The sequence below is a fragment of the Sphingomonas dokdonensis genome, assembly GCF_002197685.1.
In the GTDB taxonomy this organism is placed as follows: Bacteria; Pseudomonadota; Alphaproteobacteria; order Sphingomonadales; family Sphingomonadaceae; genus Sphingomonas; species Sphingomonas dokdonensis.
In genome coordinates, this window is sequence record NZ_NBBI01000005.1 from 146,593 (window position 1) to 159,347 (window position 12,755).

Annotated in this window: 13 protein-coding genes and 1 pseudogene; 4 read left to right on the plus strand and 10 right to left on the minus strand. The window is 67.8% G+C overall.

The window, feature by feature from the left end; genetic code table 11:
• Positions 1 to 25: 25 nt before the first annotated feature.
• Positions 26 to 1,399 carry a DNA repair protein RadA gene (radA, locus tag SPDO_RS13355; protein ID WP_088367997.1) on the minus strand — a complete coding sequence of 458 codons (1,374 nt, stop codon included), beginning with the start codon at positions 1,397 to 1,399 and terminating at the stop codon, positions 26 to 28.
• Between the two features lie 285 nt (positions 1,400 to 1,684).
• On the opposite strand from radA, the gene SPDO_RS13360 reads away from it, so the two are divergent.
• Both SPDO_RS13360 and aat read left to right on the plus strand, forming a co-directional pair.
• Positions 1,685 to 2,065: a hypothetical protein gene (locus SPDO_RS13360; protein WP_088367998.1), complete on the plus strand. Its 381-nt coding sequence runs from the start codon at positions 1,685 to 1,687 to the stop codon at positions 2,063 to 2,065.
• Between the two features lie 61 nt (positions 2,066 to 2,126).
• Positions 2,127 to 2,864 (plus strand): leucyl/phenylalanyl-tRNA--protein transferase, encoded by a 738-nt coding sequence (gene aat, locus SPDO_RS13365; protein ID WP_088367999.1) that lies wholly within the window; start codon positions 2,127 to 2,129, stop codon positions 2,862 to 2,864.
• Between the two features lie 35 nt (positions 2,865 to 2,899).
• Here aat and SPDO_RS17325 read toward each other — a convergent pair.
• Positions 2,900 to 3,133: pseudogene (locus SPDO_RS17325) on the minus strand (DUF2155 domain-containing protein); the annotation flags it as partial.
• A 206-nt stretch (positions 3,134 to 3,339) separates the two neighbouring features.
• Positions 3,340 to 3,732, minus strand: coding sequence for an NADH:ubiquinone oxidoreductase subunit NDUFA12 (locus tag SPDO_RS13375; RefSeq protein ID WP_088368000.1), 393 nt, complete (start codon positions 3,730 to 3,732; stop codon positions 3,340 to 3,342).
• Between the two features lie 151 nt (positions 3,733 to 3,883).
• Between SPDO_RS13375 and SPDO_RS13380 the strand changes: the two genes are divergently transcribed.
• Complete coding sequence (locus SPDO_RS13380; RefSeq protein ID WP_158212198.1) at positions 3,884 to 5,197, plus strand: APC family permease; 1,314 nt, start codon at positions 3,884 to 3,886, stop codon at positions 5,195 to 5,197.
• Here the strand turns inward: SPDO_RS13380 and SPDO_RS13385 are convergent.
• From SPDO_RS13385 to SPDO_RS13395, 3 genes are all read right to left on the minus strand, one after another.
• The gene (locus tag SPDO_RS13385; RefSeq protein WP_088368002.1) at positions 5,181 to 5,666 is read right to left on the minus strand and encodes a DUF192 domain-containing protein; all 486 of its coding nucleotides are present in this window, start codon (positions 5,664 to 5,666) and stop codon (positions 5,181 to 5,183) included. The genes SPDO_RS13380 and SPDO_RS13385 overlap by 17 nt on opposite strands.
• Position 5,667: 1 nt before the next feature.
• Positions 5,668 to 6,225, minus strand: coding sequence for a cold shock domain-containing protein (locus SPDO_RS13390; RefSeq protein ID WP_245829501.1), 558 nt, complete (start codon positions 6,223 to 6,225; stop codon positions 5,668 to 5,670).
• Positions 6,226 to 6,299: 74 nt separating this feature from the next.
• Positions 6,300 to 6,824 (minus strand): regulatory protein RecX, encoded by a 525-nt coding sequence (locus tag SPDO_RS13395; protein WP_088368003.1) that lies wholly within the window; start codon positions 6,822 to 6,824, stop codon positions 6,300 to 6,302.
• A gap of 135 nt (positions 6,825 to 6,959) precedes the next feature.
• Here SPDO_RS13395 and SPDO_RS13400 point away from each other — a divergent pair, with 135 nt between their 5' ends.
• On the plus strand, positions 6,960 to 8,693 hold the full coding sequence (locus SPDO_RS13400) for a fatty acyl-AMP ligase (protein WP_088368004.1): 1,734 nt from the start codon (positions 6,960 to 6,962) through the stop codon (positions 8,691 to 8,693).
• 380 nt (positions 8,694 to 9,073) lie between these two features.
• On the opposite strand, the gene SPDO_RS13405 is transcribed toward SPDO_RS13400, so the two are convergent.
• The 4 genes from SPDO_RS13405 to SPDO_RS13420 form a co-directional block, all read right to left on the minus strand.
• On the minus strand, positions 9,074 to 9,295 hold the full coding sequence (locus tag SPDO_RS13405; protein WP_088368005.1) for a hypothetical protein: 222 nt from the start codon (positions 9,293 to 9,295) through the stop codon (positions 9,074 to 9,076).
• 234 nt (positions 9,296 to 9,529) lie between these two features.
• Positions 9,530 to 11,467 carry an acetate--CoA ligase gene (acs, locus tag SPDO_RS13410; RefSeq protein ID WP_088368006.1) on the minus strand — a complete coding sequence of 646 codons (1,938 nt, stop codon included), beginning with the start codon at positions 11,465 to 11,467 and terminating at the stop codon, positions 9,530 to 9,532.
• A gap of 75 nt (positions 11,468 to 11,542) precedes the next feature.
• Positions 11,543 to 12,160, minus strand: coding sequence for a MarC family protein (locus SPDO_RS13415; RefSeq protein WP_088368007.1), 618 nt, complete (start codon positions 12,158 to 12,160; stop codon positions 11,543 to 11,545).
• Positions 12,157 to 12,753 carry a hypothetical protein gene (locus tag SPDO_RS13420; RefSeq protein ID WP_088368008.1) on the minus strand — a complete coding sequence of 199 codons (597 nt, stop codon included), beginning with the start codon at positions 12,751 to 12,753 and terminating at the stop codon, positions 12,157 to 12,159. Before SPDO_RS13420 ends, SPDO_RS13415 begins: the two co-directional genes overlap by 4 nt.
• Between the last annotated feature and the right edge of the window lie 2 nt (positions 12,754 to 12,755).

Sequence of the window (12,755 nt, forward strand, 5' to 3'; positions counted from 1 at the left end):
GCCCGATCAACGTTACCGCACCGGGTTAGCCGCGCCCAAGCAGATGATCCACCAGCCTGCCGAGTGTCGAAAAACCGGAAAGCCGCAGCGCGCCCTTTTCGCCGGTCATGGCGGAGGGAACCAGCGCCTGGCCGAACCCCAGCTTCGCCGCTTCCTTCAGCCGCAAGCTGCCATGCGCGACGCTGCGCACCTCGCCCGACAACGCGATCTCGCCAAAGGCGATCGCATCGGTCGGCACCGGGCGCTCCGACAGTGCCGACACCAGCGCCGCTGCCACGGCAAGGTCGGCGGCCGGATCCTGCACGCGATAGCCGCCGGCAACGTTGAGATAAACCTCTGCCGAGGAGAAGCTCAGCCCGCAGCGCGCCTCCAGCACGGCAAGGATCATCGCCAGCCGACCATTGTCCCATCCCACCACTGCCCGCCGCGGTGTGGCGCCACTGGCGAGCCGCACGACCAGCGCCTGGATCTCGACCAGTACCGGCCGCGTGCCTTCCAGCGCCGGGAAGACCACCGTGCCCGTGACGCTCTCGTCGCGCTGGGTGAGAAACAGCGACGAGGGGTTGGCCACTTCGGTGAGCCCCTCCTGCTGCATCGCGAAGACGCCGATCTCGTCCGTGCCGCCGAAGCGGTTCTTGATCGCGCGCAGGATGCGATATTGATGGCTGCGCTCGCCCTCGAAGCTCAGCACGGTATCGACCATGTGCTCCAGCACGCGCGGGCCGGCGATCGTTCCGTCCTTCGTGACGTGGCCGACGAGCACCAGCGCGGTGCCGCGTTCCTTGGCGAAGCGGATCAGCTCCTGTGCCGAGGCGCGCACCTGGCTCACCGTGCCCGGCGCGCCTTCGATCAAATCCGAATGCATGGTCTGGATCGAATCGATCACGAGCAACGTCGGCGGCTTGCCCGCACCAAGCGTGGTCAGGATGTCGCGCACCGACGTGGCGGAAGCGAGCCGCACCGGCGCGTCGCCCAGGCCGAGCCGCCGGGCACGCAGCCGCACCTGGTCCGCGGCCTCCTCGCCCGAGACATAGGCCACATCCGCCTCGGCCAGCGCCATGCGCGCCGCGGCCTGCAGCAGCAGGGTGGACTTGCCGATCCCCGGGTCACCCCCGATCAGCGTGGCGCTGGCCTCCACGAAGCCGCCGCCAAGCGCCCGGTCGAGCTCGGCGATGCCGCTGGGCATGCGGGCGGGCAGCGGCACTTCGGCATCGAGCGCCATCATGGCCAGCGCGCGGCCACCGCCCTGGAGATTGTGCTTGGCCTGGAACGGCGTCACGATCGCCGGCGCTTCCTCCAAAATGGTGTTCCATTCGGAGCAGTCGACGCATTGCCCCTGCCAGCGCGACGAAACCGAGCCGCAGGATTGGCAGACAAAACGTTTCTGCGGCTTCGCCATCGTTAAACCCTGTTTATTGCCAGCCTTGCCGACGGCTGCGCCACCGCCATGACCCAACGTAAGAACATGTAGGGAACAATCCCACCCTTTTCTTCCGACGGCCCGATAGGCGCTGCGGGCGCAATGCAGCTACCAACCAACGTCCATGCAGCCCGTTGCAAACGCAATTCGGCCCGGCGAAGCGAGGAAAACGGAAAATAGGTCAGCGATCTTGCAACAAAGTGTCTCTCCGGGCCGTCGGGCGGCTTGACGCTCCATGCTGCATCGGCGAAGTCGCGATCCGCTATGAAGAGCCCCTTCCCCATTGCCGCCGCGGCGCTTTTCGCGCTTGCTGCCTGTAACTCCAAGTCGGAGCCCGAGGTTCTCGACTCCAATCCCGATCCGATGGCGGCCGAGCTCGCCAACGCCGGCTCGATCGAAATGCCGCCTGCGATCAAGGCGGACAAGACGATGCGCTGCGCCGACAACAGCCTGGTGTACGTCACCTTCTTCGAAGGCGACAAGCAGGCCGTCGTGCGTACCGAGCAGGGCGGCACGCCCACCACGCTGACCGCCGCCACCGCCGGCGAGCCGCTGACCGCCGAGGGTGGTTGGTCGATGACCGGCGACACCGCCAACGTGAAGATCGAGGTGCCCGGCAAGGGCACGCTTTCCTGCCACGAATAACGGTTCAAACCCGCCGTCGCGCCTTGGCAGGAGCGACGGCGGGTTCTTATGCTAGGCGCCGATGACGCGCCGCCCCGCCTTTGACCTGCTAGATCCCGCCTCCGTGCTGGGCGCCTATGCCGTCGGCGTATTTCCCATGGCCGATGCGCGCGACGCGCCCGGCGTCTATTGGGTCGAGCCGCGCCGCCGCGCGATCATGCCCCTCGACGGCTTTCACCTCTCCCGCTCCTTGCGCAAGACGCTGCGCGCCGAACGCTTCCGGCTGACCGCCGACACGGCGTTCGGCACGGTAATCGCGATGTGCGCCGAAGCGGCAAGCGATCGACCCGAAACCTGGATCAACCCCTCAATCGAACGCGTCTTTCTGGAATTGCACGCGGCCGGCTTTGCCCATTCGATCGAATGCTGGGAGGGCTCGCGGCTAGTGGGCGGGCTATATGGCCTGTCGATCGGACGCGCCTTCTTTGGCGAAAGCATGGTGAGCCGGACGCGCGATGCCTCCAAGGCCGCGCTGGCGGCGCTGGTCGCCCGGCTGCGCGGCGGCGGCTATTCCTTGCTCGACTGCCAGTTCATGACCGATCACCTCGCCTCGCTCGGCGCGGTGGAGATCGATCGGCAGGATTACATGGCGTTGCTGGGCGATGCGCTGTCGGACGTGCTGGGCGTCTCGTCGGACGGGCCCGCTGCCTGGCGCGCGACCGGCGCCGATTTCCGCGCGGTAGATGGGCCGCCAAGCACGTCGGTATCCGGCCCCTTGTCGGGAAAGGACATCGTGCAGCTCTTGGGCCAGACGTCGTAGATCGGGTGCTGCACGACATTGAGCGCGGGCCGCTCCTTGTAGAGCCAGCCGGAAAAGGTGCGCCGCCATTTGTCGTCGCTGCCGCGCACGTCCACCTGCAGAAAGGCGCCGGTCAGCTGCTCCTGCTCCCACGGCGCGGTCCGCTCGCACGCGCGCAGCCGAACGATCGTGTCGCCCACGCGCAGCGCCTGCCCCGGCTTCATGGTAAGATTGCGGCTGACGCCATTGCGCTTGTTGAGCACACCGATCTCTGCGCTGCGCTGCGCCATGGGCGTGCTGCCGGCATCCACCGGCCCGGCATCGCCCTCCACCGTCACGACGTCTGAGGGCGCCTTTTCCTCGGCCGCGTCGGGCACCTGCTGGCTGGTCGCGGGCGCCGTTTCGCGCGCGTCGTCGCCGATCAGCCGCGCGCCCTGCCACACGCCCACGGCGAGCAGGGCGGCGCCGCCGATCGCGGCCGCCGCGACCGCTGGCTTCACGCGTCGGGGCTCCACGCCTCGTAATCTCCGGTCGCCGCCTGGCGCCGGCCGCCCATCTCCATCGCGCCCGACGGGCGATACGCCTCGGCGGTGCCGGTCATGTTGGGCTTGGCGGGCTTCTGCCACGGCCGCGGCGCCGGCAGCGCGTTGGCGGGTGCGGCGTCGACCTGATGGTGCAGCCAGCTGAACCATTCGGGGGGCACGCGGCTCGCATCGTTCGATCCGTTGTAGATCACCCAGCGCCGCGGATTGCCCGCGCCATCCTTGCCGCCCTGGTAATAGACGTTGCCGAGCCCGTCCTCGCCGATGCGCGACATGCCGCGCAGCCCGAACCAGGTGCCGATGGTGGCGCCGTTCCACCACGTGAAGGGATTGAGGTTGATGCCCATATCGCCTCCGCGCTTAGCCGCTGCCGCGCGGGGCTTCAATGGCGCGCGTCGCGTCATCTCGCCCCGGCATGCCGTTTGAACAGGATCGCCCCCTATGCAATCGCCGGCGTCCGTGCTTCAGGCGCCGCGCTTGAACAGGAATGCAGGTGCAATGACCGATCAAACAGCGGCGCGGCCGTTCGGGTTCTGGATGGCGACGGCGCTGGTGGTCGGCTCGATGATCGGATCGGGCATCTTCGTGCTGCCGGCGCAGCTCGCCCCGTTCGGCGCCAGCGGCGCGGCGGCCTGGCTGATCGCCGTCGCCGGCGCGCTGGTGCTCGGCGGCGTGCTCACCCGCCTGGCGGCGGCCTTTCCCGATGCGAGCGGCGTAGTGGCGATCAGCGGCAGCGTGCTTGGCCCGCTTGCCGGCGTCTTGCTCGGCTGGAGCTATTGGGTCGGCGTCTGGGCCACCAATGCGATCATCGCGATCACCGCCGTCAACTACCTCGGCACGTTCCTGCCCGCCTTGACCGCCACGCCGCTTGCCGGCGCACTGTCCGCGACGGGGCTGTTGTGGTTGCTGACGCTGAACAACCTGGGCGGGGCGCGCGCCGCCGGGCGGTTCCAGCTGGTGACCACCGTGCTGAAGCTGCTGCCGCTGCTCGCCGTCGTGCTGATCCTCGCCGGTCTCGCCGCGCAGGGCGGCGCCCAGTTCCGCGCGCATCCGCATGCGCCCTTTGCCATCGGTCAGGTTGCGCCCGCGCTGGCGCTCGTCTTCTTTGCGCTGATCGGGTTCGAGACCGCCAGCGTCGCCGCCGAGCGCGTGCGCGATCCCGCGCGCAACGTCGGCCGCGCCACCATGACCGGCCTCGTCGTCACCAGCCTGTTCTATCTGCTGATCTGCACCGGCGTGATCTACGCCATGCCGCAGGCGACCATTGCCGCCTCGCCCGCCCCCGTCGCATTGTTCGTGGAGACCTTCTGGGGCCGCACCGCCGGGCTGACCGTGGCGGCCTTCGCGGTGATCGCGGCGGTAGGCAGCCTCAACGGCTGGGTGCTGATGCAGGGTGAACTGCCGCTCGGCATGGCACGCGCCGGGCTGTTGCCGCGCTGGTTCGCGCGCGTGTCGCGCCGCGACGTGCCGGTGCGTGCGCTGCTCGTATCCAGCGTGCTCGCCAGCATCCTGATCCTCAGCAACGCGACGCGCGGCGGCGCCGGGCTGCTCGATTTCATGCTGCGGCTAACCGCGGCGGCGACCTTGTGGATCTTTCTGGGCGGCTGCATCGCCGCGCTGGTCGCCGGTATCGGCCGGCTCCTGGCAACGATCGGCCTCGCCTTCACCTTGTGGACCCTGTGGGGCGCCGGCTGGGATGCGATCGCCTGGGGGCTGGCGCTGATGCTAACCGCGCTGCCGCTCTACTGGTTGCGGCCGCGCGGCGATCCCGTCGCCGCCGCACCTGCCGACCCGCTCACTTCGCCCAGCTGACCTTGTCGCCTTCCGCGATCCCAAGCTCCGCCGCGCGCCCGCCATTCAGCTCCAGCACTGCCGAAACCGGCTCACCCGATGGCACCTGCGCCTCGGAGAAAGGCACGGTGTTCTCCGCGATGCGCGCGATGGTGCCGTCCGCGCGAATAAAGATGATGTCGAGCGGCGAGGGCGTGTTCTTCATCCAGAAGCTCGCCTCGCGCGGCCCACCACCTTCGGGCGGATAGGGCGCGAACAGCATGCCGCCATCCTTGGGAATGTCGGTGCGATACATCAGGCCGCGCTGCTGCTTCTCGACCGTATCAGCCACCTCCACGCGAAAGACGTGCCGACCGTTGGTGCTGGCGATCGTCAGTTCGGTAAGCGGAGCCCGCGCCGCCTCGTTCCCGGCTGTCGCGGCAGCATCGCGCCCGGTGCAGGCGGACGCACCGATCAGCAGCGCCAGCGCCGCAAGCCCGTGAACCTTCATTCTATTTCTCCCGTACGACGCTGACCGCCATCGGCCCCTTGTTCCCGTCCACAACGCGCGCGCGCAGGCGTTGTTCGGGAAGCACGTCGGCAATGTCGCCGCGGCGCAGCGTTTCCATGTGCACGAAGATATCGCCGGGCACGTCGTCGCGCACCAGAAATCCGTAGCCTTTCAGGCGATTGAACCACTTTACCGAGACCGGCTCCCAATCCCCCGCCTCGTCGATCAAAGTGGCCGGATCGACCCGGCTCGCCGGGCGCGACGCTGGCTCGACGGCGGTGGACGTGTCGATCGACAGGATCTCGCGGGCCTGAAAGCCGCGCTCGCCCCGTACCGCAATGGCGTTGATGCGCGTGCCCTCGGGCAAGCTGCGACGGCCAAGCGGCTGCAACACCGAAAAATGGATCAGCACATCGCCGATCTGGCCTTCGTCGGGCACCAGAAAGCCGAACCCGCGCGTGACATCGAACCACTTCAGCATGCCCACCACGGGCACACCGTCCTCTTCGCTCGCCAATGTGCCCTCGACTTTCAGGTCCTCAGGCGGGTCGCTGCGCATATTAATCCAATCCCCCGGAGAAAGACGCTAGCATGGTTGACGCGCTGCACAACATCACAGAGCAGAAACGATCATCATTGATCGGGCGTCAGATCGGCGCCTGGCGGTGCCGACACGATCCGTCGCGCCAGAGCAAAGCCGTGCCCCGCACGCAGCATGGCGGCGATCTGCCGTTCGCGGGTGCGATCGTCGGCCGGCGTTCGCGCATAGGGGCCGAAGCGGCGCCGCCGGGCGAGCGCCAGCGCGCTGGCAAAGGCATCCTCCGCGCTTTGTTCCAGCGCCGGGGCGGCATCGTCCTCGTCGACATGCGCCGCGCGCAGCGCCTGCGACACGCGGCGCACGCCATAGCCGCGCCGCGTGAGCGATCGGGCGCGTGCCTCCGCAAAGACGCCATCGTTGACATAGCCGAGCGCGGCCATCCGCTCCGCTAGGTCGGCGGGGTCGACGATCGCGCCGGACCAGCCCCGCTCACGCACCTTGCGCGCGAGATAGGCGGCCAATTTGCCGCGCGTCGTGGCGAAGCGCTCGACATAGCGCAGCGCCAGCGCCTCCAGCTTGGCGGCGTCCAGCGGCGGTGGTTGGCGTCTGGTATCGGGCATCCGCCTTCTTGTTGCCACACTGGAGTTGGAATTTGAACGTGGCGCTCTATCAGATGGCCGGCTCGGCTTGTGGCCATCCTGATATGCGTCGGCGCCCTTGCGGCACCCCGAGCGAGATTTTTGAGCAAAGCATTTATGACCAGCGCGACCCTTACTCCCACCCCCAGCAGCGATGCACAGCCGCGCCGATTCGCCGATTTCGCGACATTGGGCGACGCGCTGGACTATGCCGCGCAGGGGACGCGCGGGCTGAACTTCCACGATGCGCGCGGTACATTGGTACGCCCGTATCCGTTCCGCGAGCTGCGCGGCGATGCGATCGCCGCCGCTTACCGGCTGATCGCCGCGGGTGTGGCGCCGGGTGAACGCGTGGCGCTGGTGGCCGAAACGAGCGCCGAATTCGCCGCCTTATTCTTTGGCACCGTTTACGCCGGCGCGTGGCCCGTGCCGCTGCCGCTGCCGACCTCGTTCGGCGGCAAGGAATCGTACATCGATCAATTGCGCGTTCAGCTGACCAGCTGCGATCCCGTGATGCTGATCTATCCGCCCGAACTGGCGGAGATGGCAGGCGCTGCGGCAGCGGCCGTCGATACGCAGGGAGTCGACTGGGCGGACCTGCTCGGCCGCGATGCGCCGGCGGTGGACCTGCCGCACGCCGACGGCGAGGACATCGCCTATCTGCAATATTCCAGCGGCTCGACGCGCTTCCCGCACGGCGTCGCGATCACCCACCACGCGTTGCTCAACAACCTTGCTGCGCATTCCCACGGCATGGAGCTGATCGAAAGCGACCGCTGCATCTCCTGGCTGCCGTGGTATCACGACATGGGGCTGGTCGGCTGCTTCCTGTCGCCCGTCGCCAATCAGGTGTCGGTGGATTACCTGAAGACCGAAGATTTCGCGCGCCGCCCGCTGGCCTGGCTCGATCTCATCAGCCGCAATCCCGGTACCTCGATCAGCTATTCGCCGACTTTCGGCTACGACATCTGCTCACGCCGCATGTCGAGCCAGACGAAGGCCGCCGACCGCTTCGACCTATCGCGCTGGCGCCTGGCCGGTAATGGCGCGGACATGATCCGGCCCGACGTGATGCAGGGTTTCGTCGACGCCTTTGCCGATGCCGGGTTCGAGGCGACTGCCTTTCTCCCCTCCTACGGCCTTGCCGAGGCGACGCTCGCGGTATCAATCATGCCGCCGGGCGAGGGCATTCGCGTCGAGCTGGTCGAGGAAACGCAGCTGTCGGGCGTCCCTGCCGGGCAGGACCGGCCGCAGCGCTACCGCGCGATCGTGAATTGCGGCAAGCCGGTGCGCGACATGACCGTGGAGATCCGCGAGGAGGACGGCACTCCGCTGCCCGAGCGTGCGATCGGCAAGGTGTGGTGCAGCGGCCCGTCCCTGATGGTCGGCTATTTCCGCGACGACGCCGCGACCGAGGCCTGCCTCACCGATGGCTGGCTCGACACGGGCGACATGGGCTATCTGTCGGACGGCTACATCTACATCGTCGGCCGCGCCAAGGACATGATCATCGTCAACGGCCGCAACCATTGGCCGCAGGACATCGAGTGGGCGGTCGAGCAACTCCCCGGCTTCAAGCAGGGCGACATTGCCGCCTTTGCGATCACCACGCCGGGCGGTGAGGAAACCCCCGCGGTGCTGGTCCAGTGCCGCACCTCCGACGATGACGAGCGCAGCCGCCTGCGCGACGAGATCCGCGACCGCGTCCGCGCGGTGACCGGCATGAACTGCGTCATCGAACTGATTCCGCCCCGCACGCTGCCGCGCACCAGTTCGGGCAAGCTAAGCCGCGCCAAGGCGCGCAACCTGTATCTGTCGGGTGAGATCAAGCCGTACGCGGTCGCCGCGTAAGATGCGGGCGCCCCTGGATTGCCCAGGCAATCCAGGGAGTCGCCGCGACGGGCAGCGGGCCGGCGCAGCCGGTCCCGTCTGACGGCGTAGCGCCAACCCGACGGTGACCTACCCACGTCGTCATGCCGGGCTTGTCCCGGCATCCACCGTGCCGCTCATTCAACGGCTGTGGGACTCGCGGATAAGTGGATGCCGGCGCAGGGCCGGCATGACGTTATTGGATCGCCAGCATTTCTAGAACGGACGTCATCCCGGACTTGATCCGGGATCCAAGCCCCAGCGAACGCTGCCGCCATTTGCTTGGACGACACGTTCCATCACAGCTAAAGTCCTGGGCGACGGACAGATCGTAACCAGGGCGACCAAAGCCGCCCTCGTCCTCAAGCCGCGCGCATGTCCTGCATCCGCCGCGCCCGCGCCTTGGCGGTCAGCACGATGTGCCCGCGTTTCTCCTGCACCCAGCCTTGCCGGGTCAGCGCGTCGAGCGTCATCGGGCAGTCGCCACGCGAAATCATCAGATGCGGGCCGGCAGCCCGCGCGGAACCAAGAATGTGTTCGAGCAGCTCGGCGGTGAGCCAAGCGCCATCGTCTTGCTGACCCAATGCGACCCCCCACGGGTTTGAACGGCAGCGTTATCGTGTGCCTGCAGGAGGATAGATTCTCTTTGGCCGGGTCAACCGATTCGTCGGCCGAAGGTGACTGAGCGGGCGGAATCGACGCTGAACCGTTGGCTGCTCGAGCCGACGTGCTGAAAACGCCGCCGCAAGCCGCAAATGCGCGCGGGTCGCAGGGTAGCGGCGCTATCCGAGTCGCCGGCGCGCCGCCCTGCCAAGCGGTTAGCCGACGCGATGCGCGACCAGGTCGTCCACCACCGCCGGATCGGCCAGTGTTGATGTATCGCCCAGGCCCCCCACGTCGCCTTCCGCAATCTTGCGCAGGATTCGCCGCATGATCTTCCCCGACCGTGTTTTGGGCAGCCCAGGGGCGAACTGGATCGCATCGGGGCTGGCGATCGGCCCGATCTCCTTGCGCACCCATTGCCTGAGCTCACCCGCCAGATCGTCCGACCCCTCCACGCCCGAATTCAGCGTGACGTAGGCGTAGATGCCTTGTCCCTTCACGTCGTGCGGCATGCCGACCACCGCGGCCTCCGCCACCTTGGGATGCAGCACCAGCGCGCTTTCCACCTCGGCCGTTCCCATGCGGTGGCCGGAGACGTTCAGCACATCGTCCACGCGGCCGGTGATCCAGTAATAACCGTCCTCGTCGCGGCGGCATCCGTCGCCGGTGAAGTACTTGCCGCGATAGGTGGTGAAATAGGTCTGGAAGAACCGTTCGTGATCGCCCCACACGGTGCGCATCTGCCCCGGCCAACTCGCCGTAATGCACAGATTGCCGCTCGTCTCGCCGTCCAGCACCGAACCATTCTCGTCGACCAGTTGCGGCTGCACGCCGGGCAGCGGGCGGGTGGCGGAGCCCGGCTTCAGGTCGGTCGCGCCGGGCAGCGGCGCGATCAGTGCGCCGCCCGTCTCGGTCTGCCACCAGGTGTCAACGATTGGCGAACGCCCCTCGCCCACCACATCATGGTACCAGCGCCACGCCTCCGGATTGATCGGCTCGCCCACTGTACCGAGCAGCTTCAGGCTCGCCCGGTTGGTCGCCTTCACCGGCGCGTCGCCCTCCTTCATCAGCGCGCGCAGCGCGGTCGGTGCGGTGAACAGCGTGTGCACCTGGTGCCGGTCGACCACCTGCCAGATGCGGCTGGCGTCCGGCCAGTTGGGCAACCCCTCGTACATCAGCGTCGTCGCGCCGTTCGCCAGCGGGCCATAGATCACATAGGTATGCCCGGTCACCCAGCCGATATCGGCGGCACACCAGAAGACGTTGCCGGGACGATAGTCGAACACGAGATCGTGGGTGAAGCTGGCCCACAGCAGATAGCCGCCGGTGGTATGCAGCACGCCCTTGGGCTTCCCCGTCGACCCGGAGGTGTAGAGGATGAACAGCGGGTCCTCCGCCTCCATCGGCTCGGGCGCGCAGTCGGCCGCCACATCGGCAGCGGCCTCGTGGTACCAAACGTCACGATCGTGCATCGGCACATCGTCACCGGTCGCCTTGACGACGATCACCCGTTCCAGGCTGGGCGCATGCGCCGCGGCGGCGTCGACATTGGCCTTCAGCGGAATGCGCTTGCCGCCGCGCCGCCCGCAGTCGGCGGTGACGACCAGCTTGGAGTCGCAATCCTCGATCCGGCCGGCGAGCGCCTCGGGCGAAAAGCCGCCGAACACCACCGAATGGATCGCACCGATTCGCGCGCAGGCGAGCAGCGCAAACGCCGCCTCGGGGATCATCGGCAGGTAGATCGTCACGCGGTCGCCCTTCGCTACCCCCTGCGCCTTCAGCACGTTGGCGAAGCGGCAGACCTCGGCATGCAGCTCGGCATAGGTGAAGCGCTTCGCCTCCTCGCCCGGCTCGTCGGGTTCCCAGATGATCGCGACGGTGTCGCCGCGTTCCGCCAGATGCCGATCCAAGCAGTTGGCGGACACGTTGAGCACGCCGTCCTTGAACCAGCTGATGCCGAAATCCGCCTCGTCGAACGACCAGTCGCCCGCAACCGTCGGCGCCTTCACCCAATCGAGCCGCGCCGCCTGCTCCAGCCAGAAGGCATCTGGATCACGCGCGGCGGCGGCATACATCGCCTCATAGCCGGCGCGATCCACCTTTGCCTCGGCGGCCCAGTCCGCGGGTACCGGGTAAAGCTGCTGGTCGGCCATGCATCGTCTCCTTTGCCTGCGTGTTGCCCGCTGGCATGGAGGCTTGGCAACCGTCTTGCTTGCGCGGCGCTCAGATCAGCGCAGCTGTTCCAGGATACCGTTGATGACGAACTGCACCGCCAGCGCCGCTAGCAGCACGCCCAGCAACCGGGTGATCACCGCCTCGATCTTGTGCCCCAGCAGTCGCATCAGCGGCCCGGCCGCAAGCAGCGCCACAAGGGTCAGCAGCAAAATGGTGGCTAGGGCGGCGAGCACGATCAACGATCGCTCCAGCCCGTCGTTGCGCGCCATCAGCAGCATGACGCTCGCGATCGAGCCAGGACCGGCGATCATCGGCATCGCCATGGGAAAGATCGAGACGTCCTCGGCCTCTTCGGGCGTAATGTTGGCCGCACGATCCTCGCGCCGCTGCGTGCGCTTTTCGAACACCATCTCCAGCGCGATGAGGAACAGCATGATGCCGCCCGCAATACGGAATGAGGCAAGCTCGATGCCAAGCCCGTGCAGCAGCTTTTCGCCAAACAGCGCGAACACCAGCAGGATCGCCGAGGCAACGCCCACCGCGCGGATCGCCATGGAGCGCCGCTGCGCCGCGCTCGCGCCGTTCGTCAGGCCCGCGTAGATCGGCGCGCAGCCCGGCGGATCGATCACCACGAAAAATGTGATGAGCGCGGAGATGTAGAGTTCGATCATGATCGCCTCGGCTTGGGGGCAGGGACGCGATCGTCGATCACGGTTTCATAGGCTGCGCCGGTCCACATCTGCACGGTAAAGCGGTGGCCGCCGTCGGGCGCAACCTGCCAATGCCAGCGCAGCGTGGCGTCGCGCGATGCGCCGCCGCTGTTTTCCGCCTCTTTGTTGTGCGTCGGCGTGCCCTTGCACGCGGCGCGGCGAAGGCGCGGCTTTGCCACGCGCGGGCGTGGCGCCGCCACATCGCCGCCTCCATCGAGCAGCCAGCGCCACTCCCCGTCCGGCTGCCGCCGCCAGATGGTCGAAAAGAAACTGTGCCGCCCGCCCGGCCAGAACGCGCCGCCGGTATTCGCCGCGGTCACGCCGTCGCACGAGACGAAGCTCGCAGTCGGCCACCAATTCACGGACTGGGGCGGATCGGGCGCGTCCTTCAGCGCCACCGAGACCGGCTGCGGCGGCAGGAAGATCGCGTCCTTCGCCGCCCATTTGCGAAAGGCGGTCCATTGCCCCAGCTTCTGCGCGTCGGCAGCGAACGCATGCTCCGCCTCCACCGCGCTCTGCGGCGCGGCAGCCGCCAGCAGCAGGGCGACGAGCACGC

Bases quoted from the DNA above. Each gene is read 5' to 3' on its own strand.
- SPDO_RS13395 (WP_088368003.1), bottom strand. From the start codon at position 6,824: ATGCCCGATACCAGACGCCAACCACCGCCGCTGGACGCCGCCAAGCTG.
- acs (WP_088368006.1), bottom strand. From the start codon at position 11,467: ATGGCCGACCAGCAGCTTTACCCGGTACCCGCGGACTGGGCCGCCGAG.
- radA (WP_088367997.1), bottom strand. From the start codon at position 1,399: ATGGCGAAGCCGCAGAAACGTTTTGTCTGCCAATCCTGCGGCTCGGTT.
- SPDO_RS13385 (WP_088368002.1), bottom strand. From the start codon at position 5,666: ATGAAGGTTCACGGGCTTGCGGCGCTGGCGCTGCTGATCGGTGCGTCC.
- SPDO_RS13360 (WP_088367998.1), top strand. From the start codon at position 1,685: ATGAAGAGCCCCTTCCCCATTGCCGCCGCGGCGCTTTTCGCGCTTGCT.
- SPDO_RS13415 (WP_088368007.1), bottom strand. From the start codon at position 12,160: ATGATCGAACTCTACATCTCCGCGCTCATCACATTTTTCGTGGTGATC.
- SPDO_RS13390 (WP_245829501.1), bottom strand. From the start codon at position 6,225: ATGCGCAGCGACCCGCCTGAGGACCTGAAAGTCGAGGGCACATTGGCG.
- SPDO_RS13400 (WP_088368004.1), top strand. From the start codon at position 6,960: ATGACCAGCGCGACCCTTACTCCCACCCCCAGCAGCGATGCACAGCCG.
- aat (WP_088367999.1), top strand. From the start codon at position 2,127: ATGACGCGCCGCCCCGCCTTTGACCTGCTAGATCCCGCCTCCGTGCTG.
- SPDO_RS13380 (WP_158212198.1), top strand. From the start codon at position 3,884: ATGACCGATCAAACAGCGGCGCGGCCGTTCGGGTTCTGGATGGCGACG.
- SPDO_RS13375 (WP_088368000.1), bottom strand. From the start codon at position 3,732: ATGGGCATCAACCTCAATCCCTTCACGTGGTGGAACGGCGCCACCATC.